At 67.0% G+C, this 25,457-nt stretch carries 32 protein-coding genes and 1 tRNA gene; 22 read left to right on the forward strand and 11 right to left on the reverse strand.

The annotated features are described in order from the left end of the window. Positions 1-56: 56 nt before the first annotated feature. From K8O92_09975 to K8O92_09985, 3 genes are read left to right on the forward strand one after another with little or no spacing between them, the layout of a single operon-like run. Positions 57-1,928 carry an ABC transporter ATP-binding protein/permease gene (locus K8O92_09975; protein ID UAK34169.1) on the forward strand — a complete coding sequence of 624 codons (1,872 nt, stop codon included), beginning with the start codon at positions 57-59 and terminating at the stop codon, positions 1,926-1,928. Then, complete coding sequence (locus tag K8O92_09980) at positions 1,925-3,931, forward strand: ABC transporter ATP-binding protein/permease (GenBank protein UAK34170.1); 2,007 nt, start codon at positions 1,925-1,927, stop codon at positions 3,929-3,931. Before K8O92_09975 ends, K8O92_09980 begins: the two co-directional genes overlap by 4 nt. Positions 3,932-3,980: 49 nt before the next feature. Further along, entirely contained in the window at positions 3,981-4,595 is a 615-nt protein-coding gene (locus tag K8O92_09985) for a putative glycolipid-binding domain-containing protein (GenBank protein ID UAK34171.1), read from the forward strand. A gap of 22 nt (positions 4,596-4,617) precedes the next feature. Here K8O92_09985 and K8O92_09990 read toward each other — a convergent pair whose 3' ends face one another. Beyond that, positions 4,618-5,568, reverse strand: a complete 951-nt coding sequence (locus K8O92_09990) for a prephenate dehydrogenase (protein UAK34172.1) — start codon at positions 5,566-5,568, stop codon at positions 4,618-4,620. A 58-nt stretch (positions 5,569-5,626) separates the two neighbouring features. Between K8O92_09990 and K8O92_09995 the strand changes: the two genes are divergently transcribed. The 3 genes from K8O92_09995 to K8O92_10005 all read left to right on the forward strand — a co-directional run bounded on the left by K8O92_09995 (position 5,627) and on the right by K8O92_10005 (position 6,782). Then, complete coding sequence (locus tag K8O92_09995; GenBank protein ID UAK34173.1) at positions 5,627-6,166, forward strand: tRNA adenosine deaminase-associated protein; 540 nt, start codon at positions 5,627-5,629, stop codon at positions 6,164-6,166. Between the two features lie 43 nt (positions 6,167-6,209). Next, positions 6,210-6,644: a nucleoside deaminase gene (locus tag K8O92_10000; GenBank protein ID UAK35583.1), complete on the forward strand. Its 435-nt coding sequence runs from the start codon at positions 6,210-6,212 to the stop codon at positions 6,642-6,644. Positions 6,645-6,694: 50 nt separating this feature from the next. Next, positions 6,695-6,782, forward strand: a tRNA-Ser gene (locus K8O92_10005). Positions 6,783-6,821: 39 nt separating this feature from the next. Here the strand turns inward: K8O92_10005 and K8O92_10010 are convergent. Together K8O92_10010 and K8O92_10015 are read right to left on the reverse strand one after the other, a co-directional pair. Beyond that, entirely contained in the window at positions 6,822-8,009 is a 1,188-nt protein-coding gene (locus tag K8O92_10010) for a site-specific integrase (GenBank protein UAK35584.1), read from the reverse strand. Further along, complete coding sequence (locus tag K8O92_10015; protein ID UAK34174.1) at positions 7,996-8,565, reverse strand: helix-turn-helix domain-containing protein; 570 nt, start codon at positions 8,563-8,565, stop codon at positions 7,996-7,998. The genes K8O92_10010 and K8O92_10015 overlap by 14 nt, the downstream gene beginning before the upstream one ends. Before the next feature lie 121 nt (positions 8,566-8,686). Here K8O92_10015 and K8O92_10020 point away from each other — a divergent pair, with 121 nt between their 5' ends. The 10 genes from K8O92_10020 (at position 8,687) to K8O92_10065 (ending at position 14,394) form a co-directional block, all read left to right on the forward strand. Next, complete coding sequence (locus tag K8O92_10020) at positions 8,687-8,881, forward strand: DNA-binding protein (protein UAK34175.1); 195 nt, start codon at positions 8,687-8,689, stop codon at positions 8,879-8,881. 94 nt (positions 8,882-8,975) lie between these two features. Further along, on the forward strand, positions 8,976-9,548 hold the full coding sequence (locus K8O92_10025) for a hypothetical protein (GenBank protein UAK34176.1): 573 nt from the start codon (positions 8,976-8,978) through the stop codon (positions 9,546-9,548). A gap of 35 nt (positions 9,549-9,583) precedes the next feature. Continuing rightward, positions 9,584-9,943, forward strand: a complete 360-nt coding sequence (locus K8O92_10030; protein UAK34177.1) for a hypothetical protein — start codon at positions 9,584-9,586, stop codon at positions 9,941-9,943. A gap of 11 nt (positions 9,944-9,954) precedes the next feature. After that, the gene (locus K8O92_10035) at positions 9,955-10,185 is read left to right on the forward strand and encodes a DUF6011 domain-containing protein (GenBank protein UAK35585.1); all 231 of its coding nucleotides are present in this window, start codon (positions 9,955-9,957) and stop codon (positions 10,183-10,185) included. Beyond that, positions 10,182-12,209 (forward strand): AAA family ATPase, encoded by a 2,028-nt coding sequence (locus K8O92_10040; GenBank protein ID UAK34178.1) that lies wholly within the window; start codon positions 10,182-10,184, stop codon positions 12,207-12,209. Before K8O92_10035 ends, K8O92_10040 begins: the two co-directional genes overlap by 4 nt. A 106-nt stretch (positions 12,210-12,315) precedes the next feature. Beyond that, positions 12,316-12,690, forward strand: coding sequence for a helix-turn-helix domain-containing protein (locus tag K8O92_10045; GenBank protein ID UAK34179.1), 375 nt, complete (start codon positions 12,316-12,318; stop codon positions 12,688-12,690). Beyond that, positions 12,654-12,875 (forward strand): hypothetical protein, encoded by a 222-nt coding sequence (locus K8O92_10050; GenBank protein UAK34180.1) that lies wholly within the window; start codon positions 12,654-12,656, stop codon positions 12,873-12,875. Before K8O92_10045 ends, K8O92_10050 begins: the two co-directional genes overlap by 37 nt. After that, a complete protein-coding gene (locus tag K8O92_10055) occupies positions 12,872-13,711 on the forward strand; it encodes a hypothetical protein (protein UAK34181.1) in 840 nt (279 codons plus the stop codon). The genes K8O92_10050 and K8O92_10055 overlap by 4 nt, the downstream gene beginning before the upstream one ends. Positions 13,712-13,813: 102 nt before the next feature. Beyond that, positions 13,814-14,068, forward strand: a complete 255-nt coding sequence (locus K8O92_10060) for a hypothetical protein (protein UAK34182.1) — start codon at positions 13,814-13,816, stop codon at positions 14,066-14,068. A 26-nt stretch (positions 14,069-14,094) separates the two neighbouring features. Continuing rightward, positions 14,095-14,394, forward strand: a complete 300-nt coding sequence (locus K8O92_10065; protein ID UAK35586.1) for a hypothetical protein — start codon at positions 14,095-14,097, stop codon at positions 14,392-14,394. A gap of 275 nt (positions 14,395-14,669) precedes the next feature. Here K8O92_10065 and K8O92_10070 read toward each other — a convergent pair whose 3' ends face one another. Both K8O92_10070 and K8O92_10075 read right to left on the reverse strand, forming a co-directional pair. Then, positions 14,670-14,855, reverse strand: a complete 186-nt coding sequence (locus K8O92_10070) for a hypothetical protein (protein ID UAK34183.1) — start codon at positions 14,853-14,855, stop codon at positions 14,670-14,672. Further along, on the reverse strand, positions 14,852-15,163 hold the full coding sequence (locus K8O92_10075) for a hypothetical protein (GenBank protein UAK34184.1): 312 nt from the start codon (positions 15,161-15,163) through the stop codon (positions 14,852-14,854). Before K8O92_10075 ends, K8O92_10070 begins: the two co-directional genes overlap by 4 nt. Positions 15,164-15,325: 162 nt before the next feature. Here K8O92_10075 and K8O92_10080 point away from each other — a divergent pair, with 162 nt between their 5' ends. Beyond that, positions 15,326-16,486, forward strand: coding sequence for a helix-turn-helix transcriptional regulator (locus K8O92_10080; protein ID UAK34185.1), 1,161 nt, complete (start codon positions 15,326-15,328; stop codon positions 16,484-16,486). 262 nt (positions 16,487-16,748) lie between these two features. Beyond that, complete coding sequence (locus K8O92_10085) at positions 16,749-17,177, forward strand: dCMP deaminase (protein ID UAK35587.1); 429 nt, start codon at positions 16,749-16,751, stop codon at positions 17,175-17,177. Positions 17,178-17,182: 5 nt separating this feature from the next. Here K8O92_10085 and K8O92_10090 read toward each other — a convergent pair whose 3' ends face one another. The 5 genes from K8O92_10090 to K8O92_10110 all read right to left on the reverse strand — a co-directional run bounded on the left by K8O92_10090 (position 17,183) and on the right by K8O92_10110 (position 20,881). Further along, on the reverse strand, positions 17,183-18,133 hold the full coding sequence (locus tag K8O92_10090) for an antibiotic biosynthesis monooxygenase (protein UAK34186.1): 951 nt from the start codon (positions 18,131-18,133) through the stop codon (positions 17,183-17,185). 6 nt (positions 18,134-18,139) lie between these two features. Then, positions 18,140-19,546 (reverse strand): amidohydrolase family protein, encoded by a 1,407-nt coding sequence (locus tag K8O92_10095; protein ID UAK34187.1) that lies wholly within the window; start codon positions 19,544-19,546, stop codon positions 18,140-18,142. Positions 19,547-19,599: 53 nt separating this feature from the next. Further along, positions 19,600-20,157 carry a hypothetical protein gene (locus tag K8O92_10100; GenBank protein ID UAK34188.1) on the reverse strand — a complete coding sequence of 186 codons (558 nt, stop codon included), beginning with the start codon at positions 20,155-20,157 and terminating at the stop codon, positions 19,600-19,602. Positions 20,158-20,221: 64 nt separating this feature from the next. Next, complete coding sequence (locus K8O92_10105) at positions 20,222-20,530, reverse strand: hypothetical protein (protein UAK34189.1); 309 nt, start codon at positions 20,528-20,530, stop codon at positions 20,222-20,224. Positions 20,531-20,596: 66 nt separating this feature from the next. Beyond that, complete coding sequence (locus K8O92_10110; protein UAK34190.1) at positions 20,597-20,881, reverse strand: DUF6191 domain-containing protein; 285 nt, start codon at positions 20,879-20,881, stop codon at positions 20,597-20,599. Between the two features lie 184 nt (positions 20,882-21,065). Between K8O92_10110 and K8O92_10115 the strand changes: the two genes are divergently transcribed. Beyond that, positions 21,066-21,266 carry a hypothetical protein gene (locus K8O92_10115; protein ID UAK34191.1) on the forward strand — a complete coding sequence of 67 codons (201 nt, stop codon included), beginning with the start codon at positions 21,066-21,068 and terminating at the stop codon, positions 21,264-21,266. A 274-nt stretch (positions 21,267-21,540) separates the two neighbouring features. Continuing rightward, positions 21,541-21,738: a hypothetical protein gene (locus K8O92_10120; GenBank protein ID UAK35588.1), complete on the forward strand. Its 198-nt coding sequence runs from the start codon at positions 21,541-21,543 to the stop codon at positions 21,736-21,738. A gap of 59 nt (positions 21,739-21,797) precedes the next feature. Here the strand turns inward: K8O92_10120 and K8O92_10125 are convergent, their stop codons facing one another. After that, entirely contained in the window at positions 21,798-24,092 is a 2,295-nt protein-coding gene (locus K8O92_10125; protein ID UAK34192.1) for an MMPL family transporter, read from the reverse strand. Positions 24,093-24,298: 206 nt separating this feature from the next. Here K8O92_10125 and K8O92_10130 point away from each other — a divergent pair, with 206 nt between their 5' ends. After that, complete coding sequence (locus tag K8O92_10130) at positions 24,299-24,892, forward strand: TetR/AcrR family transcriptional regulator (GenBank protein ID UAK34193.1); 594 nt, start codon at positions 24,299-24,301, stop codon at positions 24,890-24,892. A 38-nt stretch (positions 24,893-24,930) separates the two neighbouring features. Further along, positions 24,931-25,434, forward strand: a complete 504-nt coding sequence (locus tag K8O92_10135; GenBank protein UAK34194.1) for an Rrf2 family transcriptional regulator — start codon at positions 24,931-24,933, stop codon at positions 25,432-25,434. Positions 25,435-25,457 lie beyond the last annotated feature (23 nt).

Consider the following 25,457-nt stretch of genomic DNA (forward strand, 5'->3'; position numbering starts at 1 on the left):
CGGAAAATCGGTTGGTCGAGGCACGCCGCGGTGCGACCCTGGAATGTCGGACTCCGATGCCAACATCACCGGAGGTCCCGCTCTCTGCCGCCAGTCACATACCTCGAGGGGGAGTTTTGTCTGTCGCGCTGCACGTTTCGTCGGCCGAACCGGAGGTCGACAGAACGCGGCGGCCCGCCGCCACGGGCCGCCTGCACTCACTGCGCCGATTCTGGCCGTACCTGCGTCCGCACGTCGGCATCCTGCTCGCCGCCAGCGGACTCGCACTGCTGGCCGGCCTGACCGCCGTCGTGATTCCGCTGATGATCGCGCGGATCATCGATGGCCCGGTCGCACATCGTGATTTCGCGGGCGCGCTCGGGCCGGTGGCCGTCGTCCTGGTGCTCGGCCTGCTGGAGGCGGCCGGCGTGTGGGGACGCCGCTGGTTGATCGCCGCTCCGGCCACTCGATTCGAGATCACTCTGCGCGCCGGGATCTTTCGCAAGCTGCAGGCGCTGGCGATCGGCAGGCACGACGCGTGGGAGTCGGGGCAGTTGCTGTCGCGTGCGATCGACGATCTGGCCACCCTGCGCCGGTTCGTCTCCTTCGCGGGGCCGTTCTTGCTCATCCACACCGTGATCATCCCGGTCGGCCTGCTCGTGTTGATCGCGCTGAGCCCGCAGATCGGCCTGATCTTCGTGGTGATCTCGATTCCATTGGCCGCCATCTGCATTCGCTTCGAGCGCCGGTATTCGCTGGCCTCGCGGCGATCGCAGGACCAGTCCGGCGACCTGGCCACCACGGCCGAGGAGTCCGCGCAGGGCGTGCGGGTGCTCAAGGCGTTCGGGCGTGGCGTGTACTTCGGCCGCCGTTTCACCGCCCAGGCGCACGAGCTGCGGCAGACCGAGTTGCTGAAAGCCCGCCTGGACGCGACGCTGTGGTCGAGCATGGTGAGCCTGCCGCAGCTGGCCATCGCGTTCGCCCTCGGCTACGGCGGTTACGCGGTGGCGCACGGCACGATGACGCTGGGCACCTTGATCGCGGGCATCACGCTGGCGACCTTCCTGCAGTGGCCGATCATCTGGACCGGCTTCCTGCTCGCCGAGCTGAACGACGCGCGTACCGCTGCCGATCGGTACTGGGAGATCATCGACACCCCGGTCGATATCACCGACCCGGCCGACCCGGTGGATCCGCCCGAGCATATTCGCGGCGAATTATGTTTGGACGAAGTGCATTTCGCTTTTCCGGAGGCCGAAGGCGAGGTACTGCGGGGCGTGTCGCTGCGAGTGCGTCCCGGTGAGACGGTGGCGCTGGTCGGTGCGACGGGTAGCGGCAAGACCGCACTGCTGAACCTGATCCCACGCCTGTACGACGTGACGGGTGGCGCCATCACCATCGATGGCATCGACATCGCGGCGATGCGAGTCGCCGGCCTGCGCTCGCTGGTGTCGGTCGCGTTCGAGGACCCGGTGCTGTTCTCCGCGAGTGTGCGGGAGAACGTCGCGCTCGGCGACCCAGCGGCCACGGACGCCGACGTGCGCCGCGCGCTGGATGTCGCGCAGGCCACCGAGTTCGTGGACGACCTGCCCTGGGGCCTGAACACGAGGATCGGCGAGCAGGGCCTGAGCTTGTCCGGCGGCCAGCGGCAGCGACTGGCGCTGGCTCGCGCGGTGCTCACCGGTGCGGGCGAGCGCAGCCGGATCATGGTGCTCGACGACCCGCTGTCCGCCCTGGACGTGGAGACCGAGGAGCGGGTGCAGGAACGCCTGCGCACCGTGCTGGCCCATGCGACGACGCTGCTGGTCGCGCATCGTCCGTCCACGGCGGCGCTGGCCGACCGGGTGGCGGTGCTCGCCGACGGCCGGATCGTCGCCGAGGGAACCCACGAGCATCTTCTGCGTACCAGCAGGAACTACCGAGAACTCATGGGAGGTGAGCAGCGATGAGTACCACGGCGGTCGACACGGAAGACGTCACTCCGCAGAGTGATCCCGCACGCGCGGACGAGGCGGGGGACTGGCGCGGCATCGCGAGCGAGGACAAGGAGGTCACCCAGACCGGCAACTTGGTGCTGGCCGGTCGTTCCCGGCGCCTGCTGCTCGATCTGGTCCGGCCCTACCGCAAGCTGGCCGCGCTCGGGCTGTTGCTCATCGTGCTGGACAACGCCGCGATGGTGTCGGCGCCGCTGTTCGTCGCCTACGCGCTGGACACCGGCATCGCGCGCGGTGCCGAGGGGAACTGGGCGCCGTTGGCCTGGACCGTGACCGGCTACCTCGGCTCGGTCCTGCTGAACGTGGTCAGCACGTTCACCTTCCTGCGCGTGTCCGGCAGGCTCAGCCAGAGCGTGCTGTTCGATCTGCGCGTGCGTTCGTTCACGCACATGCAGCGACTCAGCGTGGCCTTCCACGAGAAGTACACCTCGGGCAAGGTGGTCGCGCGGCTGACCGGTGACATCGAGACCTTGCAGGAACTGCTGGAGAGCGCGCTCAACCAGGCGCTCAGCGCGATCCTGTCGGTGCTGACCATCGCGGTGCTGCTGATCTATCTCGACCAGGCGCTCGCCGCGATCGTGCTGGCCGGTTTCGTCCCGCTGGTGGTGGTCACCCGCTGGGCGCAGCGCAGGCAGCGGGCGGGCTATCGCCGCACGCGCGGCGCGATCGCCAAGGTGGTCGTGCAGTTCGTCGAGTCGATGGGCGGCATGCGGGCGGTGCAGGCGTTCCGCCGGGAGCAGCGCAACGAGTCGGTGCTCGCGGTCGAGGACGCGGAATACCGCCAGGCCACCACCGCGGCCATGCGCGGCATGGGTGACTACGCGGGCCTGACCAAACTGCTCGGCAACCTGACCACGGTGACCGTCATCGTGGTCGGCGCCTGGCGGGTGATCGAGGGTGACCTCGCGGTCGGCGTGCTCGCGGCCTACCTGCTGTACCTCAACGAGTTCTACGGTCCGCTGGACCAACTCGCGCAGGTGTTCAACGCCTACCAGTCCGCGGCCGCCGCGCTGGAGAAGATCTCGGGTGTGCTCGAGGAGGAGCCGTCGGTGCCCGAGCCCGCGCACCCGGTGGCGTTGGACAAGGCGTCCGGCGCGGTGCGGATGGAGAAGGTGTGGTTCGGCTACGGAAGCGCGCCCACGGCCGATTCCGGTGGTGGCGATACCGGTCATGCCTCGGCCGGGGCGCCGAAGGCGGGGGAAGACGCCGAGGCGGTGCCGTCGGACTCGGACTCGGACTCGGGAATCTTCGGCAAGTCCGACCGCCGCACGCGACCGGTGCTGCCGGAGTTCACCCTGGACATTCCCGCCGGGCAGGTGATCGCGCTGGTGGGTGCGACCGGTGCGGGCAAGTCGACACTGGCGAAGTTGCTGACGCGGTTCTACGACCCGTCCGGCGGCGTGGTCACCCTGGACGGCGTCGACCTGCGTGATCTTTCCGACGCCGACCTGCGCCGCAACGTGGTGATGGTCACCCAGGAGTCCTACTTGTTCTCCGGTTCGGTGGCCGACAACATCCGGCTGGGCAGGCCCACGGCCACCGACGCGGAGGTGTACGCCGCGGCGCGCGCGGTCGGTCTGTACGACTTCGTGCAGGCGCTGCCCGAGGGCTTCGCCACCGACGTGCGCAAGCGCGGCGGCAGGCTCTCGGCCGGGCAGCGGCAGCTGGTCGCGTTCGCACGGGTGTTCCTGGCCGATCCCGCCGTGATCGTGCTGGACGAGGCCACCTCGAGCCTGGACATCCCCAGTGAACGGCTGGTGCAGCGGGCGCTGGAGACCGTGCTGCGCGGGCGCACGGCGGTGATCATCGCCCACCGGTTGTCCACGGTGGCGATCGCCGACCGGGTGCTGGTGCTCGAGTCCGGCCGGATCGTCGAGGACGGCGCGCCGGAAGCCCTGATCGCGGGGACCGGCCGGTTCGCCGACCTGCACGCCGCCTGGCGGGAGTCGCTCGTGTGATCAGCGACGGTTGTGCGGGCCGGGGCCGGGTGTCGCTTACGGTAGATACGTGACGACCCCAGCCTCCGACCCCGAGCGCCCCGCCGCGAGCCCGCAGGAATCCCGGTGGCCGGCGATCCTCACCTGGCGCGCCCACGACGCGACGCGGATGGAGTCGGTGCGGGTGCAACTCAACGGCAACCGCATCCGCGCCGCCGGGCGCATGATCGGCGGCGCGAGCGCGGACCACCCCGCGTTCAGCGCCTCCTACGACCTGGTCACCGACGAGAACGGCGCGACCAAACGACTGTCGCTGCGTACCACGACCGCCGCCGGTGAGCGGCACGCCTCGATCGCCCGCGACGAGGAGAACTACTGGCTCGTCGACGCGGGCGGCAACCACGTCCGCTCCACCTTCGCCGGGGCACTCGACGTGGACGTGGTGCTCAGCCCGTTCTTCAACACCCTGCCGATCCGGCGCTACGACCTGCAGCACGCGGTCGAGGAAGTCCAGGTCCCGGTGGTCTATGTGCGCCTGCCCGACCTGCTCGTGCAGGAGGCCACGCTGATCTACAGCAGCGCCGCCGGCGGCATCAGCGTGCTGTCGCCGGTCTCCAGCGCGACGGTCACGGTGGACGCGGACGGTTTCCTCCTGGACTACCCGGGCCTGGCCGAGCGGATCTGAGGCGGCGCCGGTGGGCGGAAGGTCAACTCAGTTGAGTGATGACGCCACCGCGCTCGCCTGCCGCCCGCAGGTCTTCCAGCCAATCCCGCTCGCCCGGTCGGATGTCCGTGATCGGCCGTCGTCGCGCGGAGTCGTAGCGTCGTCGCGCGTCGTGCCCGGCCTCGACCAGATCCGCGAGGGACTGTTCCTCGCGCAGGCTGTCGCGCGCGTCGCCGAGGACCGTGAGGGTTTCGTCCAGCACTTCCAGCAACGCGGCCGAATTCGGTTCGCAGATGGCGCGAACCAGATCGGGGGCGGTACCTGCGACCCGGGTGCCGTCCCGGAACGACCCGGCCGCGAGTCCCAGCGCGAGATCACCCCCCGCGGCGCCCGCCAGCGCCAGTGCCTCCGCCAGCACATGCGGCAGATGGGAGATGCGCGCGACGGCGCGGTCGTGCTCCGCGGCCACCACCGGTACGACCACCGAGCCACAATCCAGCGCCAGGCGCACCACGCGGGTCCACGGGTCGACCTTCGTGCCCTCGTCCACGCCGACGGCCCACACGGCATCGCGGAACAACGCGGGATCGGTGGCGGCCCACCCCGATTCGGAGGTGCCCGCCATGGGGTGACCGCCGACGTACCGGTCGGCGAGACCGCGGGCGCGCACGGCGGCCGCGACCGGCGCCTTGACGCTCACCACATCGGTGAGCGCGCAGTCCGGCGCGTAGGTCGCGATCGCGGAGAGCATGTGGTCCACCGCGGGCATCGGCACCGCGACGACGATCAGCGCGTCGGTCTCCGCGGCGCGGCGCAGCGCGGCGGGCAAGTCCTCGGTGACATCGAACCCGTCGGCGCGCGCGGCCTGCGCCCCCGTCGCTGAGCGGTTGTATCCCCAGCCGTCGTAACCCGCGGCGACGGCCGCGCGCAACAGCGACCCACCGATCAAACCGGTCCCGAGGACGCATACGGGTGCTTTCTTCGCCGAAGTCACCGGAACAGATTGGCATACGACTTCAACATTTCAGCTCGAGCAGACTACCGTTGCGGCCATGGCAGCACAGCGCTCGGGCACGAACAGGGCGGCGTCGGACGATTACGACGACGTGGAAGGGTTCGCAGTGGCGGTTGTCCGCGAAGAAGGCAAATGGCGGTGCAGTCCGCTGAGCCGGGACGCACTCACCGATTTGTCCGCCGCGGAAAACGAACTGAAGGCTTTGCGCAGCTCCGGAGCGGTGTTCGGCTTACTCGACATCGACGACGAGTTCTTCATCGTGCTGAGACCCGCGCCGAGTGGGACCCGGATGCTGGTGTCGGACGCCACGGCCGCGATCGACTACGACATCGCCGCGGACGTGCTCGAGGCGCTCAACGTGGAAATCCCCGATATCGACCCGGACGAACTGGACGACGTCGAGCCGTGGGAGGAGGGCGACCTCGGTGTGCTGGCCGATCTCGGCCTGCCCGAACCGGTACTGAGCGTCATCCTCGCCGAGACCGAGCTCTATCCGGACGAGCAGCTCGGCATGATCGCCCAGCGTCTCGGCTTCGCCGACGAACTCGCCGCGGTGCTGGACAAACTGCCGCGCTGACGTGGGCGTTCTACCGGACGGCCCGAGCCTTTCGGACGCCGAAATGGTGCGCGCCGCGATCGACGCCGCGGCGGCCGCCGGGGATCGTGACGTGCCGGTCGGCGCCGTCGTGTTCGACTCCACCGGAAGGGAACTCGCGCGCGCCGCGAACGCGCGAGAAGCGCTCGGCGATCCGACGGCGCACGCGGAGATCTTGGCGTTGCGACGTGCCGCCGCGGTACACGGCGACGGATGGCGGCTGGAGGGCGCGACCCTCGCCGTCACGCTGGAGCCGTGCACCATGTGCGCGGGCGCGCTGGTGCTCGCGCGGGTCGGCCGTCTGGTCTTCGGTGCGTGGGAGCCGAAAACCGGCGCCGTCGGGTCGCTGTGGGACGTGGTGCGTGACCGTCGTCTCAACCATCGGCCCCAGGTGCGCGGCGGCGTGCTGGAGGACGAATGCGCGGCGCTGCTCGACGCGTTCTTCCGCACCCAGCGCTGATGCCTCCTGGCGATTTAGTGATCCGGCGAGGGTCCGGTATGGTTGTCGGCGGTGGCGTGTCCGAGCGGCCTAAGGAGCACGCCTCGAAAGCGTGTGAGGGGTAACCCCCCTCCGAGGGTTCAAATCCCTCCGCCACCGCTCCAGCCCCTTACCTGAATCGCCAGGTAGGGGGCTTTTTCATGCCGCAGTAGCGGCAGTTTCCTCGGCCGTGGGCACATTTTGGGCACACTCGCCCGGTCCGTACGCCTGGTCAATGGCATCGGCAAGCTTGTCGAGGTCGTCGTCGAACAAGTCCGCGTAGGTGTTCAAGGTCTCTTTGGCGTCCTTGTGACCGAGCAGCCGGGCAAGCGCCAGCACGTTTGCCCCGGCCGACACAGCCAGCGACGCGCAGGTATGCCGTAGATCGTGCGGGGTGATCGGCTGCACCTGCGCGCGCTTCACCGCACCGGTGAACCATCCGCCCTCCGTCTTCGGTCGCGGCAGGAACTTGGTCGCGTCGTCGGGATGCGGGAAGACCAGCGCGTCACCATCGCGCCCGGCGACGCGCACTGCGAGTTCGGAGAGGATGAACCGGGGGACCGGGACGCTTCGAATCTCCTTGCCCTTCGTCTGGCCCTCCGCGTGGTCGACGCCGAGCTGCACCGCGTTGTTCTCCACAGTTATGCGCCTGCGCGGGACGTCGATGTCGCGGACGCGCAGCGCGATCAGTTCGCCCCACCGTGGCCCGCAGTAGGCGAGCATCAACACCAGGAGCCGATGTCGTCCTGCCTCATTCGCAAGCCGCTGCACGTCATCGGCATTGAGGTACACGTGCCGCTTCTTGGTCTTCGTCGGCAGCACCTTCGAGACCTGCTTGCCCCTAGCGTGATTCTTGGGAAGCAGCCGCTTCGTATCCACGGCCATATCCAGCATTCCCGCGAGAACACCGAACGCCCGAATGATCACGGTCGCCCCTGCGTTGATGTCCGGCTTCCCCTTCTCTGCGGCGCGTTCCTGTGCGGCCAGGCGCATATCAATCACCCACTCACGCACCGAATCTTGCGTGACATCACCGATTCGAACGTGTCCCCAATGTGGCTGTACATGGTTGCGCCAGGCCGCGTCGAGCGTCCGGAAATTGGAGGGCGCCACGCTCGCCTTCTTCTCTTTCAGCCAGTCCGGCGCCAGCTCGTCGAACGTGACCCTGCCCAGGCTCGGCGCGACGTAGTTGCCTTCCAGTTTCGATACCTCGACCGTGTTCGCGAACCTCTCGGCGTCGACCTTGCGCCGAAAACCGCGGCGCTTCGTCTGCTTGCCACTCGGAGCGCGGTAGCGCACCATGTACCGCTTCCCGGACTGCGTTTCGTACGGCTCAATCGTCGCCATCGCCGCGCCCTCGGCTGTACTTCTTGACGATCGCTTCGCGTTCTTCTTCGGTGCCGAAATCGAGCGCCGCGATATCAAGTAACCCCTCTGCGATCTGCTCCGCCCTCCAGAGCGGCAGTGCCTTGGCGAAAAACGAGAGCAGAGATCGCCGCTCCGCGGCCCGCTCCGCTGGCGTCTGCTCGTCTACGCGATCAACGAGGTCGACTGGCGCATCGGCTCGAAGCCAGTCCCAGAGTTGTTTGGCGGTTACTGAGTCATCCAACCCTGTTGCGGTTAAGGCTGTTTCGGAGGTTGCTCCTTGAGGATTGGGCATCAACAGGGTGATCGGGGAGACCTCTAAGGCGAGGGCAAGGGCAACTAGGTCGTCGGAATCTACACGCCGCTCTCCCTTCTCGATCCTTGACAGTCCAAGTACCGGGATGGGGCGGCCAGCAGCCTCGAGCCGCCGAGACAGGTCGGCAAACTTCAGGTTCAGCCGCTCTCTGTGAAGCCTGACGTTCTCGCGCACGGTCTCGCCCGTCGCGCCTAAAGGATTCTTCTTCTCGGTCTGCGCCATGGTCGGGGAGTCTATCAAAGTGTTGTCTCTCGAGATCATCTTGACTCATCGGCAACCGTCGGGCATCATGGCCATATCGTAACAAAGTGATGCGATAGCACATCAAAGTGATAGGAGAGCCATGGATCAGGCCCTGGCTACGCCAGCCGAAGTGGCGAAGTTCCTTCGCACGACCACGGCGCGGCTGGCCAATGACAGGTATCGCGGCGTCGGAGTCCCTTACGTCAAGTACGGGCGGACCGTCATCTACAAGTGGCAGGACGTCTACGACTGGCTTGAGGCGAACACGTCCAGCACGGCGCCCGGAGCTGCCTAGTGCGATTCACCGGTCATCGAAACGGAAGCGACCCGGGAGCGGGTGGAGCCGCTCACCGGGTCGAAAACACCAATCCTCACCACAAGGAAGTGTCATGAACAACTCTATCAACCCCGTCCCCCAGCCCACGTTCCGTATCGGCGACCAAATTCGGGTGCTGACATCCGGGGAACTGGCCACCGTCAAGGCGCTCACCGGGCACTCTGTTGTCGCCACCATCGAAGGGTTAGAGGACAACCTCGTCTTCAATCGCACTGAGGTGGAGGCGGCGGTACGCGCCTTACTCTGCTCCATCTGCAACGCGACCATCGGCACCATCTCTGTGCCGCTGCCGGACGTCCCGGTCAAGTGCTCGCAGTGCAGCCGGGCCGAAAGTTGCGCGTTGTTCTGCAATCTGGGCACCGGTCACCTGGACGAGATGTTCGCCGCCGACCGGGTCTGCTGGGGGCCCGACCACCTGATCCCGCTGACGCTGGAACGCCAGACCCACGCCGAGAACATCCCGGCGTGCGAGGTGTCGGCCCGGCGGCAGTGGGGCGGTCCCGATTCCGTCTACGTGTGCGCCTTGGGCGGCGACATGGACTTGACGCCCGTCGAGGCGCGGCAGTTGGCCGGGCTCCTGCTCCAAGTCGCCGAGCAGGTCGAAAACGAGGGGGTGCGGCCGTGACCGATTCGCAAGACGCGCAAAGGAGGGAAGGCGCGATGACCGCACCCGGAGGTCTCGGCGACCACGTCATGGTCGTAGGTGACGACGGATTGCCGCGCAGCGTCGTCGACATCGCCAGCATGCAGGCCCATGCAACCCGGTTGATGTACCAAATGTCGGCCGCGGCGAGCGATGACGGTGCACTTGACCGGATCGGCACCGAATGGGCGGAAGCCCTCGACCCCGATTTCTTCGGGTACGTCGCCGCGGGTGCGTTGTCGCTGATGGCGCGCAACGTTCTGCGGCCACTGCTGGAAGTGCTCGACGCGCTCTCACCTGCACTCGGTGCCGACCTACGGGCCAAGCTGATCGAGTCGCGAGACCACGCCGAGCTGACCCTCGGAGGTGGCCGTTGAGTGAACACGAAATGACCCAGGGCGCGACCGGATCGGTCGCGCCTTCGGGCGTTCCCGAAACGGAGTTGTACCAGGACAAGGCTGACGCGGCAGTTCTCGCCGCTGCGCGTGAGCGTGGATTCCGGCTCGCGGTCCGCTGCCAGCGCTGCGGGCAATGGGTTGTTGCCGCGGAGTCTGTTGCGTGGCATTTGGGTCCGGTTTGCCGTCGCAAGCTCGCGATCGACAAGGAGGCTGCCGCATGACCGATGCCTACAGTCGTCTCGTCGCCGCGCTGCGCGACCACGGTTGCATCGTCGACGACAAGGGCGATCATGGCGCAGCATCCACGCCGGGACACAGTCACCAAGACCGCGGTACGACGTTCCGCAAGACCGAGGACGGTGTTGTCGTCTACTGCCACAACGGCGACGTCGACAGGGTTCTTGCCGACCTTGGCCTGAGCAAGCCCGAGCTGTTCGATTCCCCGCGGCCGCGCTACCAGTACCCGGACGGCCGGATCGTGGAGCGCCGATACCGCGACGGTCGCAAGACGTTCCATCAGTCCGGGAACAAGGTCGGTACCGCGTTGTTCGGGTCCGATCGTCTGCCGGAGAACCGTGGTGTGCCGGTGCTGGTCGTCGAAGGCGAGAAGGACGTGATCGCCGCCCAGTCGGTCGACGCGTTCGCAGTCAGCCAAGCCCAGGGCGCGAGCACACCGCCGGACAAAGCGGATTGGTCCCCGCTGCGCGGCCGCCCGGTGCTCGTCGTCGCCGACAAGGACGGCCCAGGGCGTGAGCGCGCCGAGAAGGTAGCCGCACATTTGGCAGGCATCGCCGCCCGGGTGACGGTGACCCAGGCGAAGAACGGCAACGATCTGGCCGACCATATCGCCGCCGGTCACGATGTGGGAGACCTGGTCGTGCTGGCAGAGGTTCGACCGCCGCGGCGGTTGGTTGTAACCCGCGGCTCGGAGGTGAAAACCAAGCGAGTGCGGTGGGTCGACCAGGATTGGATGCCGGAGGGCTCGCTCGTACTGCTGGCTGGTCGCGAGGGCCTGGGCAAGTCCACCATCGCGTGCGAGAAGTGCGCTCGGGTGACGCGCGGCGAACTTGAGGGGGAATGGTTCGGGCAACCGCGCAATGTGCTGTACCTGCACACCGAGGATGCCCGAGAGTTCACCGTCGCGCCGCGGCTGCGTGCCGCGGGTGCCGATATGGATCGCGTGTTGTTCGTGGACGTGCAGACCGAGCACAGCGATACCGGGACGCTGATTCTGCCTGCCGATGTCGGCGCGCTCGAGGATCTGGTGGTGGAGCATGAGGTGTCGCTCATCGTGCTCGACGCCGCGACATCGGCCATGTCCTCGGAGCTGTCGGGCAAGGACGATCGGCAGGTGCGCCAGTTCCTCGAGCCGCTGGCCCAGCTCGCCGCGCGCCGCGGGTGCGTGGTGCTCGGGCTGTGCCACTTCGGCAAGCGCGACGGCAGCGACACCGGCAAGTTGATCCTTGGGTCCATCGCGTGGTCTCAGGTGGCCCGGTCGGTGCTGTCGGTCGCCAAGGACGAGGAGTCCGGCAACCTGATCGTCACCAACACCAAGGCGAATTTGGCGCCGCGGGTGCGCTCGATGGAAGCAGTGATCGAATCCGCGACCATCCCCACCGAGGACGGCACGGCCGATGTCGGGGTGCTGCGGTGGCTTGGCGAATCCGAGCGTGACGCCCGGGAATTGCTCGCCGGAGACGAAGCCCCGGATGCCGAGGAGCGCACGGCTGCCGAAGCATGGCTGGAGGACTACCTCACTCAGCACGGCCAGACCGCTGCGAAGATCGTCAAGGCGGAGGCACGCAAGCAAGGACTGTCGGACGCCACGATCAAACGCGCCGCGAAATCGATCGGTGTCGCCTACGAAATCACGGGGTTCCCACGCACATCTGTGTGGCGACTCCAGTCGGCTCAGTCGGATCAGGGCACACATACACGTGAGCCGAATGAGCCCACTGAGCCAACTGGGCGCGACCAGCACAAACACAGTGAGCCCACTGAGCGGAAACTCCAGTCGGCTCACGCTCCCGTGAATGAGCCCACTGGTGAACCGACTGAGTCGGCACCGCCCGTCCGCACTCCGGGCCGCATGGTCGGGCAGTGGCTCGGATCGGGTGAACCCGTCGCCACGGTCACCCCGTTGACCCTCGCCCGCCACACCGAACACCAACACCGCACACGTGTCCGGAAACGCACACGCGGCGGCCGTCCGATCGAGAGTGGAGGGACCGGTGAACCCGCATGACCGACACCCCGGGGGAGGTAACCCCATATTCGCCAACCGCACCCCTCGGGATAGGCGGGTTTCTCTCCCCGGCGTTTTTTCCACAGCACACCGACGGGGGTGAGCGATGACCGTCGAACCTTGCGTCATCACCTCCGGCGGTGTCGTCGTGCTGACTGGGACCGCGGTCCACGATGTTGCCCACCTCATCGGGGAAGGCATCATCCGCCGTCGCGGTACCGGTCGCGCGATCCCTGCCCGGTACCTCCAGCTCCGCGACACCCTCACCGCGGCCGCCGCGACGATGGCGCGTCACCACGACACCGACCCGGCGACAACCCCCGGCGAAGGCGAGACGCTGGACTCGCTCACTTCCACGGCTGAGCTCGCCGAGACGCTCGGTTGCAGCCTGCGCACCGCGCAGCGACGCGCCGAGCGGCTCGGCGGTCAAAAGATCGGAGGGAAATGGATAGTCCCGAAACCGGCGACTCCGGCGGCCTGATCGACCTTCTCGCCGGACTCGACGACAACACCGCAAAACAGCTCATCGTCCAATCCCGGCAACGCCGAGCCGAATCCGTCCGGCGGCAAGCCGTCGACAGCTTGGCCGAACTGTTCGACCGCACCGAACAGGCCACACGCGAATTCGCCGCCGAACTCGAACAGGGCAAGGAGAACAACCGGTGATCACCCTCAACACCAACCCCCGCGCCAGCATCCGCGCCGAAGCCGTCATCCGCCAATTCGGCGCCACCCACCCCGAGGACGTGACACGGCTCGCCGACACCCTCGCCGCCGCGGCACGGATCCCCGCCGACTACGCCGTCGACTACCGCGCCGTTGCCGCCGCCATGGGGAACACACCACCCTCGGAATGGGACGCGCTACTCGCCGACGCCGCGGCACGCGAAGCCAAGCACGCGGCAGCGCAAGCCGTCATCGGCGCCGGGTTGAAATCCAGCCTCATCGCCAGCCTGGACGCGACCGTCACCAGCAACCTCGACCACTACCTTGCCCAACTCACCAACCACCTCGACACCGCCGAGCGGACCCTCGTCGAGCACGCTGCCCGCGTACCCAACCTCGACCCACAGCACGCCGTTGACCACGGGTACGGCGACAGCCTCACCGCTGTGTACACCGCAGCACGCACTATCAGCCTGATCGCCAGCGTCCTGCCCACACCACCGAGCGGTACACCACAGGCAGCCACGTGGCTCGAGCCACCAGCCGATGCCGGCCACGTCATCCTCGACGCTCACGCGCTCAGTGACCGCATCATCAACGGCGAGACAGGACAGCTCGGTCGCGCGGCACAGAACCTCGTGCACCACATCAAGCAGGACCCGAACAACACCGTGCTCGCCATCGCACGCGGACAGCACAACGGGTTCCGCATCCACGTGCCCCGCAGCCTCGCCGAGACGCGAGCACGCTACGCGCATTGGGCAGACATCAACCGCACCATCCGTGACACCGACACGAGCAGCAACCGTCGCGGCAAGCGCGTCACGCTGATCTGACCCAGGCGGGTATACCCCCTCGGGGGTAGCGAAGCCCGCCCGGTAGGCATAGGGCCTGACTGTCCGTGCAGTGCAACGGGGATTACCGGAAGGAGGTAGGTGGTGGCCCGTATGAAGGATCCGCAGGGTGCCCGGCCGCCTGTCCGTGCGTTCGCCCCCGGCGAGCTGGCGCGCATTCGTGAGTTGATCGAGGCGTCCCCGGCTCGGCAGCATCCGTCGCCGATCGGTTCGGAGCTGGACCGGATTCACGCTGCGGCTGGTCGACAGCGCGGGTTCAAGCTCTGGGAGCTGGATCCGGTGACCGACGTCGGTGCTGCCCTTGCCGAAGAGATCTCCGATCGGAGGTGGAGCGAATGAAGCCGTCGACCGCGCTGCGCAAGCGCATGGACGCCGCTCTGGCGCCGGGCCATGAATGGACCGAACACGAAGAGGAGTACCTCACTCTCGCCGGGCGTGCGGCCGACCGCGCCGAGGTCGTGCAAGACCAGTTGGACGCCGAGCTGTCGCGCGATGAGCCCCGACCGAACTCGGTGGTGCGGCTGTCGGCGGAGTTGCGCGCGCTGGAGCGTGCACAGGCGGATTTGCTGGCTCGGTTGAACCCCGCCGCGGAGGGCGCCGCGAAGTCGGAACGTCATCAGCGCGCCGCCCTGGTCCGCTGGGACCGCGAGCGGCACCGCGGCTAGCCGGATGGGTAGGGGGAGTACCCCTCGCCGTGACGGGCGCTGCACCTGCGGGGAGGGCGCTCGGGGATGCGGAGAGTTCAAAATGGGCGACTCGGGGCCAGCGTGCCGACGTCGGCAAAATCGCTGGTACCCGCCGGAACTCGGGCGGGAGTCCGACTCCCTCGCAACGGCGGAACCGGGGGTACTCGAAGATGAGGACCCCCGGCTGAAAGTGCGAAAATTCCGCACTTTTCGGAGCGCCTCTGTCACGTGACGCAACCGGCGGAGGTGGTTGGTTACGCGATGTCGTCGTCTTGCCGGTCCAGCAGATCATGTGCCCGGTCGATCGCCTCGTCTTCGAGGATCTCCGCGTGCTCTTCGGGCGTGCGCGGCCAACCGTCCGGGCCGACGTATTGCGGGGTGCCATCGGCATCGAACCCGCGGAACCGGAGTGCATCATCGTCCGGCCTGGCTGCGTTCACCTCAGCGCCTTCGCGGGCCTCACGAGACCAGCCTCGACGAGCACCCGGAACGCAGCCGCCTTGCAGTCGCAGCGCTCGGCATCGCACCTAATGAGCTTCTGCATGACGATCCGGGCCTGAGCGACAGTGAAGGGCACCACCGGCGCTGGGTGGCAGGCGTATTCGAGGCGATCGGCTGGCTTAGCCTCGATTGAGGCTGAATCAGGATCGCCGCGTTCGATCAGCCACGGCAGCACCCAGAACAGGAGTAGCAGCATCCCGACGACGGCGGCTACGACGATCAGTACGACTGCGAGTTCTTCGGGCATCTCGATACCCCCGGGCGCGTTGTGGTGTGTTGGGTAGCACCCGACGCCGGGGAGTTCGGGGGCTCATCCCGGCGTCGGGGCCTGCCAAAAACGTTCGCGTACGGCAAGATCACCGAGGGACAGTGAGGGGACAGCGAGCCGCGATCGATCTACCCTCGGGACATGAGCGACAGCGTGGGGCAGCGGATCGCATCCGAACGCAAGATTGCCGGGCTGAGCCAACGGGCGCTGGCCTCCCGGGCCGCCTACAGCCTGAGCATGGTGAAGGCGGTGGAGCAAGGGCGGGAGCCTGCTTCTCCTGGCTTCATCTCGGCGGTAGCGCGTGCTCTACGGATCACCCCAGAGCAGTTGACCGGCGCCCCCTACGACGATGGAAAGCCGCTATCCGATGCGGTCAACGAACTGTCGGTGCTCTTGACCGAGGGTCGGTACGCCCGCGCGGTCGACCCCGGTCCGCTGCCACAGCTCGAGGCCGACCTCTCGGCCGCGCAACTGCTGTACCGCCGCGACCGGACACGGCAGACCATCGCGGCATTACCGGGCATCATCCGCCGATTGCACGGCGCCGTGCGCGAGCTGTCCGGCGACGAGCAGGCACGCGCCTACACGATGCTGACGGCCGCGTACGTGCTCGCGGAGTGGTCGGCCCGGCGAACCGGGCACCTTCTGCTCACGCTGCCCGCGCTGGACCTGGCCGACACCTATGCGCCGCTGGCCGATGATCGCAACTGGGGTGCGTTCTCCGTCCTGGCACGGGCACGAGTCCTCACTCACTATGGAGAATCGGAGGTCGCCGGCCAACTCATCGACACGGCGATTTCTACTGCCGACGAGACTCGGCCGGGGCTGATCCTGGGCGGGTACTCGCACCTTGCCGGGGCGGTGAACGAGGCACGGAAGCTGAACCACACGGCCGCGGTCGACCACATCAGCGCCGCGCGCGAGATTGCGGCCCGCACCGGCGAAACCGACCTGTACATGGTCGACTTCGGGCCACTGAACACCGAGATCCACTCTCACGCCGTCGAGCTCGAATCCGGCGACCCGAACCGGGCCGCGATTGAAGGCGCCGAACTGGCGTACTCGGTCGGAGCGCCGCCGACCCGGATAGGGCATCACTGGCAGGACAACGCCCGCGCGTGGTTGATGTCGGGCAAGCCGGACAAGGCCCTGGTTGCGTTGAACAAGGCCCGCGCTGCGGCGCCGCAGCAGACCCGCTTGCACCCGGGGGTACGGGAGACGGTTCACGGGATCGCGGCGGCGCAGCGGCGGCAGAGTGAGGGCCTGGTGGGGTTCGCGTCATGGCTCGGTACGACGCTGTGACCTGATCCCCGCTCAGGGCATCTCGACGTGGGCACATTTTGGGCACAAGTGCCCGTGATTTAGGGTGATTTGGAGTTAGTTACAGAGATGTGTTTTCGCAGATCAAAGCAGGCTTGAGGGCCTGGCCAGGGTGGCGGAAAGGGTTCAAATCCCTCCGCCACCGCTCCAGCCCCTCATCTGTTCGCCCAGGTGAGGGGCTTTTCTTCTGCATAGACCGCTGAAGGAGGTCGTCCCGGTGACCGAGTCCGACCACCACTACTGGATGAACCGGGCGATCGCGCTCGCGCGACTGTGCCCGGTGGCCGAGGGCGCGTTCTCGGTGGGTGCGGTGATCGTCGCCGACGGGGCGGAGATCGCGACCGGCTACTCCCGCGAGTCCGACCCGAAGCAACACGCCGAGGAGGCCGCGCTCGGCAAGCTCGATTCGGAGGATCCGCGGCTGGGGCGGGCCACGCTCTACAGCACGCTGGAACCCTGCTCGGAACGCGCGACGAAGGACCGGTTGCCGTGCACCGACCGGATACTGCGGGCACGCATCCCGGTCGTGGTGATCGCGTGGCGTGAGCCGTCCACGTTCGTCGTGAATTGCGTCGGTGTGGAGAAGCTGCGGCAGGCGGGCGTGACCGTGCTCGAGCTCCCCGAACTGGCCGAGGCGGCGATGTCCATGAACCGCCATCTCGACCTGTCCTGAGCCGTTCAGTCGTTGTAGTCCCAGTACTGCAACCATCGCACCGACGCGAACAGCAGCAGCGTCAGCGCGTAGAGCGCGATGATCACCGCTGCCCCGGCGATGCTGATCCGGCGGCCCGCACCGTCGACCGGATCGAGCCACCGGCGGAAATAGGTGGCGACCGCAGGCGACAGGAAATAGCTCATCAAGCCCACGCTCACGATCTGGCTCAGCCACAACGCCAGCCACGGTTGCGCACCGAGCCGGTCGAGCACGGGCCCGAAGAAGCGCGACAGCACCATCACCGTCGGGTACAGCACCAGCAACACCAGCATCGCGGTCTTCCACGTCGGGGTCATCCTGGTCTCGCCGCCGACCGTTCGCACCGTAGAGCCGAACGGCGTGGTGTGCGCGTCCACGGTGAAGTCCTCGGTCAGCTTCGAGCGCAATTCCGGCAAGGCGGCGGCGCGTTCGTCCGAGCGCATCCATTCCGACAACTGCCGTGCCGTGCGGAAGCGCAGCACTGAAAACCACCGACCTCCGTCGGACGGGAACAAGGCGGCGCCTTCGAATCCCGGGAACTTGGAACTCGCGGCGACGAGACGCGCCTCGGTCGCCTGGAATTCCGCTTCCTTGCCGGGCGCGACGTTGTGCCGGAATACGCCGATACCGGGCGGCGGTGACTCGCCTTCGACGATGATCAGATCCGCACTCTTGCAGTGGAAGCCGAGGGATTCGCCCTCGGAAAGGACGCTCGACCGTTCGGTCGAATCCAAGTATTCGTGCAGCGACGGCTCGGATCGGAAGGTTACGCTGAATCCCGGCTCGAACAGCGGGTGTTCGGTAACCGACACAGAGGAGTTCACGAATCCGTCTACACATCGGGCGATTTCGGTCATCCTGGCCGACCACGCCCGGAAATCCGCGTCGTGCGCCGGTCGGTGAAAGACCGTGACGGCGGTGGCGGTGGCGGTCATCGAAAGCTATCGGACGTCGATGCGTCTACCCTGCACGTAGACCTCGGCGATCGCGGGCTCGCGGATGCCCATCAGCAACGCGAACAGCGTCTGATCCCGGGCCAGTGCGGGGTCTTCGGAACGAATGCCGTGCGCCAGCATTCTTTCCAGCGCCGGAACGCGCGCCGGTTCGACAACGACGAAATCGGCTTCCTTACCGACGTCGAAATTCCCGAACCGATTTTCCATATCCAAGGCACGCGCGCCCGCCAGCGTGCCGGTGAACAGCATTTCCGCCGGGTGCATCGAGACGCCGTGCTCGCCCGGTTCGGAAATGTGCACTTTGAACGCGGCCGACAGCACCTGGGGAATCAGCCATTCGTCGCCGCCGCCGTAATCGGTGCCCGCGGCCACCGTGACTCCCGAGGCGAGCGTCCGCTTCCACGGCATGGTGCCCGAGCCGAGGAACTGCTGGGACACCGGACAGTGCGCGACCGACGTGCCGGTTTCGGCCATCCGCCGCAGCTCGACGTCCTGGCAGTGCACGCAGTGGGCGAGGATGCTGCGCCTGCCCAGCAGGCTTTTGCCCCCTGCCGCGGAACCGGGCAGGAACTTGCCGTCATAGGTGTCGAGATAGGTGGCCACGCCGTACGCCTGCTTGGTGGCGTCGACTTCGCCGGTTCCCGGACGGTTGTTCTCGTTGAGGTGACTGTGGAAATAGACGCCGCGTCCGCGCACCGAATCGTACAATTCGCCGAGGTTTTCCAAGGTCCGGCGAGTCACCGCCAGAGAAAAGCGTGGCACGATCGCCACGTGCAACAGCGCGGTGTTCATGTCACCGGTGTCGGCCGCGTGCCATTTGTCGATCTCCTCGCTCGTCAGCCGGATGGCGTCGTCCTCGGTGGTGGTCAGGGCTGCCGCCGAGCGCTCTCCCGTCGTTTGGATACCGCGCCCGCCGACCATCCGTAGACCACACCTGCGCGTCTCGGTGAACAGCGCGTCCTGCGCCTGTGGAAACGCCGAGCCGAAGACCATCGCCGCCGTGGTGCCCGCGGCGATGCGCCGTGTACAGAATTCGGCGGCCGCCGACCGTGCGAATTCCGGGTCGGCGTACCGGGATTCCGCGGGATAGATGCACGATTCCAGCCACTCCAGCAGTTGGCCACCGCCGTAAGCGTCACCCGCGAAGGTCTGGGGGAAATGAACATGGGTGTCGACGAACCCGGGAAGCAGGAATCCGGGCCGATGATCGAACACTGTTTCGACGCGATACTCGGCCGGGATATCGGAGCGTGATCCACAAAATGCGACCCGGCCGTGAACGTCGATTATCAGTGCCCCGTCCGGCACGTCGACCAGCGCGGTCGGAACATCGTCGGCAGCAGGACTGCCGGCGATGTGAAAAATGTGCCCCAAGTGGACTTGGCTCACCATTCGAGGAGAACACAAAACCATCCGGTACGCGAGCGGATCGCTCGAAACGCCGGTCAGACCCCGCGTGAGAACAATGTCACCGGCGCCGGCATGCGGTAGCCGGCGAGTTTGATGAATCGGGCGCTCACGCTGGGCTGCCTGCCCTCCAGCGGGCCCGCCCCGACCGCGTTCATCATCCGATTGATCACGTTGAAGTACGTGCCCACCCAGACGGCCTCGTCGAACGCATCTCGGGAAACACCCGCCAGCCGGACCACCGCGGCGTCCTCGGGAGTCAACCCGTCCGGGTCACGGGCCATTTTCGCGAGGAAGCCGAGCATGACGCGCGCTTCGGGGCGCAGGGGGGAGTCCGCGCCGTCGGCCAGCGCGCGGGTCACCACGTCGGCGTCGACGTACGCGCCCGCGATCGCCTCGTGCGAGGTGGCGCAGAACGGGCACTCATTGGCCAGGGAGGTGTGCGTCGCGAAGATCTCGCGTTCGGCGACGGTCCAGTACGAAGGTCCGCGCATGACGTCCTGGATCGACTCCGACAGCGGCGAGCCGAAGAACCGATGCCGATAGAAGAGCACTTTCAGCACCGCGGGGACCTCGACGCCACTGAACCGCCGCATCGTCCACAGCATGAATCTGGTCGGCCGGTCGTGCCCGGACCGTACAGCCTCGAGCCACATCTTCTTATCCTTCCCACGCTCGGCGCGCGGCCCGCAAGCGCCGATCCGCCGCGCCGTAGGCGGCGACGGCGGTCGCCTCGAAGATCTCGTCGTCGTCGTGCCCGGCGGCCTTCAGCGCCGCGATGTCCTGCTCGGTGACCCGGTAGGACCGGTCGGCCACGAGTTCGGCGAAGGCGGCGAGTTCCGGCGCGATGTCCTCGTGCGAGTCCGCGGTCGCGGCGGTTCTCGCGCGCAGGACTTTGCGGACCCCGCTCGGCAACCGCCCCGGCGCGGACTCGAGGTGCTCGCCGAACCGTTGCCATCTCTCACTCATCGAGCCACGCATGGGCCTCATTCTGCTCCGAGCACCGTCGCCTTCGCAGGCGTGCAGGGGAATTCGCTATCCGCTCACGTTCCTGCGCAGCACAACCTTGCGGCGGTCGAGGTCGATCGCGACCAGTGGGGGCGCGTCCCCCTCCTGCTCGTCGCGCAGCATGGACACCGATTCCCGGTGATCCAGTTCCATACGTTTGGTCGCGTAGAACAGCGCGGTGAACTCGTCGGTGAACGTGCCGGAAACCGGAGCGCGGCGGCGCCTGCGGCGTTTGTTCACGGTCAGCTCGTAGACCGCCACTAGCACGAGAAGGATCACCCACCCGGGAATCGACCACTGCAGCAGCGCCACGCTCGCCGAAGGTACCAGCGGACGACCCACGCCCGCCCGTACCCCGACAAGGCCCGAAAATTGCCGTGCGGCGACGGATATCGGACGGAATCCGGGGTATACGCCCGATACGGTAAGTGCGGGAAGGACGCGATGCCAGATGCGCCGTCGGACAATCCGCGCGGGAACGATGCGCGAGAGAAACATGAGAATTGGAAGCATAATCGTTTTGGTCTGGTTGCTGATCGGCGTGATCGCCGCGGCACAACGCAACTATTTCGACAGCGGGCCGGTCAACTGCGCCGGTTTCGGCACCGTCGTCGTCACGGTCATCGCGGGGCCGCTCAACTACATGGGCGTGAACCCGAAGGTGGAGGACTGCAACGTCCCACAGCCGAGTCCGTAGTCGAGCGTCACTGAGGACGGACGGCCAGGCGCGGTGCGCCGCCTGGCCGTCCGTTGTCGTGTGAGGTGTGGCGGCAAGTGACACGGTCGGGTCTCGCATTGCGTAAGCTGAATATTAGCTAAAGATGCACTCATGCGGTTTTACCAGTGATTATTTAGGTAACTGTGTGCATTCCGGGTATCCGCCCCATGGGAGGAGCACGGAAGGAGCCGATGAGATGCGCGATTACGAACGCCGTGCGCGTGCCAGGCGCGGTCCAGGGGCGGGCTCCCAACTGTTCGGGTTCCTGCTGCTGGCATGGCTGGCGATCGGGTTGCTGGCAGCCGGTCAGCGGCATTATTTCGACAGCGGCCCTCCGATCAACTGCGCCGGTTGGGGCACGATCGGTCTCACCGCCCTCGCCGGTCCGCTCAACTACGTCGGGGTGAACCCGAGAGTCGGCGCGTGCGAACTTCCGCAACCCAGCTCCTGAAACGCACTCGGCCCCGCGCCCGAGAGATCCGGGTGCGGGGCCGAGTGACGGTTGTCGGATCAGCCGACGCCGACCGGCTGCTTCGCCGTCTCGGCCGAACGCTGCTGCAACTCACGCAGCTTCGTGCCCTCGACGTCGATGTCGGGCAGGATGCGGTCGAGCCACTTCGGCATCCACCACGACCACTTGCCCATGATCACCAGCAACGACGGGATCAGCACCATCCGGACGACGAACGCGTCCAGCAGCACGCCGACCGCCAAGGCGAAGCCCATGGACTTGGCCGTCACGTCGGTCTCCATCAGGAACGAACCGAACACCGAGATCATGATGATCGCCGCCGCAGTCACCACGCGGGCGCCGTGGTGGTAACCGGCGACCACCGCGTCCGTCGGCGACTTGCCGTGCACGAACTCCTCGCGCATCCGGGTCACCAGGAATACCTGGTAGTCCATCGCCAGACCGAACACCAGACCGATCAGCATGATCGGCAGGAAGCTCACCAGCGGATGCGGATCCTCGATCAGGCCGAGCGCGCCTTCCTGGAAGACGAGCACGGTCGCACCGAAGGTCGCGGCCATCGACAGCAGGAAGCCGAGCGCCGCGGTGAGCGGCACCAGGACCGAACGGAACACCAGGATCAGCAGGACGAACGCGGCGCCCGCCACGATCGCCAGGTACGGCACGATCTTGCTGAGCAGCACATGGTCGATGTCGGCGTAGATCGCCGTGGTCCCGGTGACGCCGTACTGGATGCCGTACTCGGCCCGCAGCGCGCCTTCGGCTTCACGGGCGTCTTGCACCAGGTCCTTGGTGGCCTGGTTGTTCGGTCCCGACTTCGGCACACCGTCCAGTAGCGCGCCCTGCTTGTCCTCGCTCCACTGCGGCGCGGTCACGTAATCCATGCCCGGGTACGACGCGAGCTTGGTGCGCAGCGCCTCGACCGCCGCATCGCGGTTGTCGGCGGGGACGTCGGCCAGATCGACGGCCACGTTCAGTATGCCGTTACTTCCTTCGCCGAAGCCCTCGGTGCGCAGCTCGTAGGCCTTGCGGACGGTCGAGGTCTTCGGCATGCTGTCCTCGCCGGGCAGGCCGAGGTTCAGGCCGGTGGCGGGGGCGGCGAGCGCGCCGAGCACCACGATGCTCAGCAGCAGCGCGGCCCACGGCGCCTTGCCGATCAGCCTGCCGAAGCGCATGCCGTTGGTGACCGAGTTGTCGTCCTCGGGGTCGTGCTGGGCGATCAGCGGCAACTTCGGCTTGAACAGGAAGCGGCCGAACGCGCCGAGCAGGGCGGGCATCAGCGTGATCGCGGTGAGCACCGCGAAAGCGGCGGCGATCGCGCCACCCAGACCCATGAACGTCATGAATTTGACGCCGACCACGCTCAGGCCCGCGAGCGCGATGATGACCGTCAGGCCGGCGAACACCACAGCGGAACCGGCCGTGCCGAGGGCGCTGCCCGCGGCCTCTTCCGGCGAATCCTGCACCGCCAGTTCGTGCTTGTACCTGGAGACGATGAACAGCGCGTAGTCGATGGACAACGCGATGCCGATCATCGAGGCGAGGAACGTGGTGAAGCTGGGCACCTCGATCACCGAGGTGCCGACCATGATCAGCGAGGTGGCCGCGCCGAGGCCGACGATCGCGGTGACGATCGGCACGAAAGCGGCGACGATCGCGCCGAACGCCACGATCATCACCAACAGTGCGACAGCCATGCCGATCATCTCGGACTTGCCGCTGGGGGCTTCCTGCTTCTGCGCGATAGAGCCGCTCATCTCCACGGTGAGCCCGGCGTTGCGCGCGTCGGCGGCCACGTCGTAGGCCGCCGCGCGATGCTCGTCGGTCACGTCGGTGAATGTCTTGATCGTGAACGGCACGTTGATCACCGCCACCGTCTCCGGCGCGGTCTTGCTGAGCACGTTCAGCGGCGCGCCACTGCACTGCGCGGGATCAGGGGCGGACAGGCAGCCCATCTGCTCGGCCGCTTCGACCGGGTCGACCACCGGCTTGCTGTGATCGACGATGTCGAGCTGGCCCAGCTTGGCGATGAACGCTTCCAGCGCCGCACGGCTCGCCGGGTCGGTCAGCTTCTGCCCCTCGAGCGCGCCGATGACGTATGTGCCGGTGACGGCGTCGAACTTGAACGCGGCGGAGGCGCCGGGGAAGTGCTTGTCGAGGATCTCGTTGGCGCGTTCGGAGGGCAGGTTCGGCAGGCTGAAGTCGTTCGTCATCGGCTTGCTGAGCTGTGCTCCGAGGCCACCGAGGAGCACGAACAAGACGAGCCAGACGGGAAGGACTATCCATTTCCTGCGGAAAGCGAACTTTCCCCATCTATACAGATAAACGGACACGAGTGGTTTCTCCTAGCGATGACTGGGATCGTGCTGGTTCTGCGTGTAGACAGCACTCTCGCGGAGATGCCCTGCCTGTCTCCGCCTCCACTGACGCTTTCTGCCTACCGTGCGGTAGGTAGACTACCCAGGAGCTAAGCGGAGGTACAACCTCTATTCTGCCGGGCGATATTCGCTCGATGTGAAGGTGATGAGAGGATCATCGGATGTCTGTGCGTGACACACCCGGCGCTGTCGCCGCAGGTGGAGGCACTAAAAGCGCGATTCGCGAGGCCGCGATGAAGCTGTTCGGCGCCAAAGGATTCGAGCAGACCAGCCTGCGCGAGGTCGCGGATGCGGTAGGAATCACAAAGGCGTCACTCTACTATCACTACGCGTCGAAGCTCGATCTGCTATTGGCGATCATCGATCCGATCGTCGATCACATGCGTTCGGTAGTCGACGATCTCGACCAGGTGCCGCACGACGCCGAGAGCATTCGCCAGGTCCTGCGGGTCTACTTGCGCGGCCTCATCCATCACCGTGACGCCGGTGCGCTCGTCGTGCGCGACACCGTCGCGATCGTCAACGTCATGGCGGATCGCTATCCGGATCTGATGGACGCCAGCCGGGCGCTGCGCGAGTGGCTGGCCGGACCGGACGCCACCGACGAGGCGCAGTTGCGCGCCTGCGCGGCGCTCGAGGTGATCGGGGTGGCGCTGGTGTCCAAGGAACTCGTGCCTGGTGCGGACGATTCGGTGGTGGAATCCTCACTGCTGGATGCCGCGACCTGCGTGCTGGCAGGTGGCGGCGCCGCGTAGATTCGAGCTATCCCACCTCGACGCCAGGAGTCATCGCTGTGCACATCACCGCGAAGGTCGATTACGCGGTGCGAACGCTGCTCGAAATCGCAAGTGCGCCGCGGCTCGACCAGTCCGCGCTCGGGCTCGGCGCACCGCTCGTACAGGTCGCACCGGTGGTGAAGGCCGAAGCGATCGCGACCGCCCAGCGAATTCCACCCAAAGTGCTCGAGTCCGTGCTCGGCGAATTGCGCCGAGCCGAACTGGTGATCAGCAGACGCGGTCCGGACGGCGGCTATTGGCTGGCCAGGCCCGCCGCCGAGATCTCCATCGCCGACGTGATCCGCGCGATCGAGGGCCCGCTGGCCTCGGTGCGCGGTGCGCGACCGGAGGACGTCCACTATTCCGGCGCGGCCGAGCCGTTGCAGCGGGTGTGGATCGCGCTGCGGGTCAACATCCGGGCGGTGCTGGAGAACGTCACCATCGCCGACATCGCGAGCAACCGGCTGCCCGGATTCGTCGAAGCGCTCACCGGAGATCCCGGCGCCTGGGCGCGCCGCTGACTCCGCGCACACCCCGACGGGAG

Origin of the sequence: Nocardia asteroides (assembly GCA_019930625.1) — a bacterium.
Lineage (GTDB): Bacteria > Actinomycetota > Actinomycetes > Mycobacteriales > Mycobacteriaceae > Nocardia > Nocardia sputi.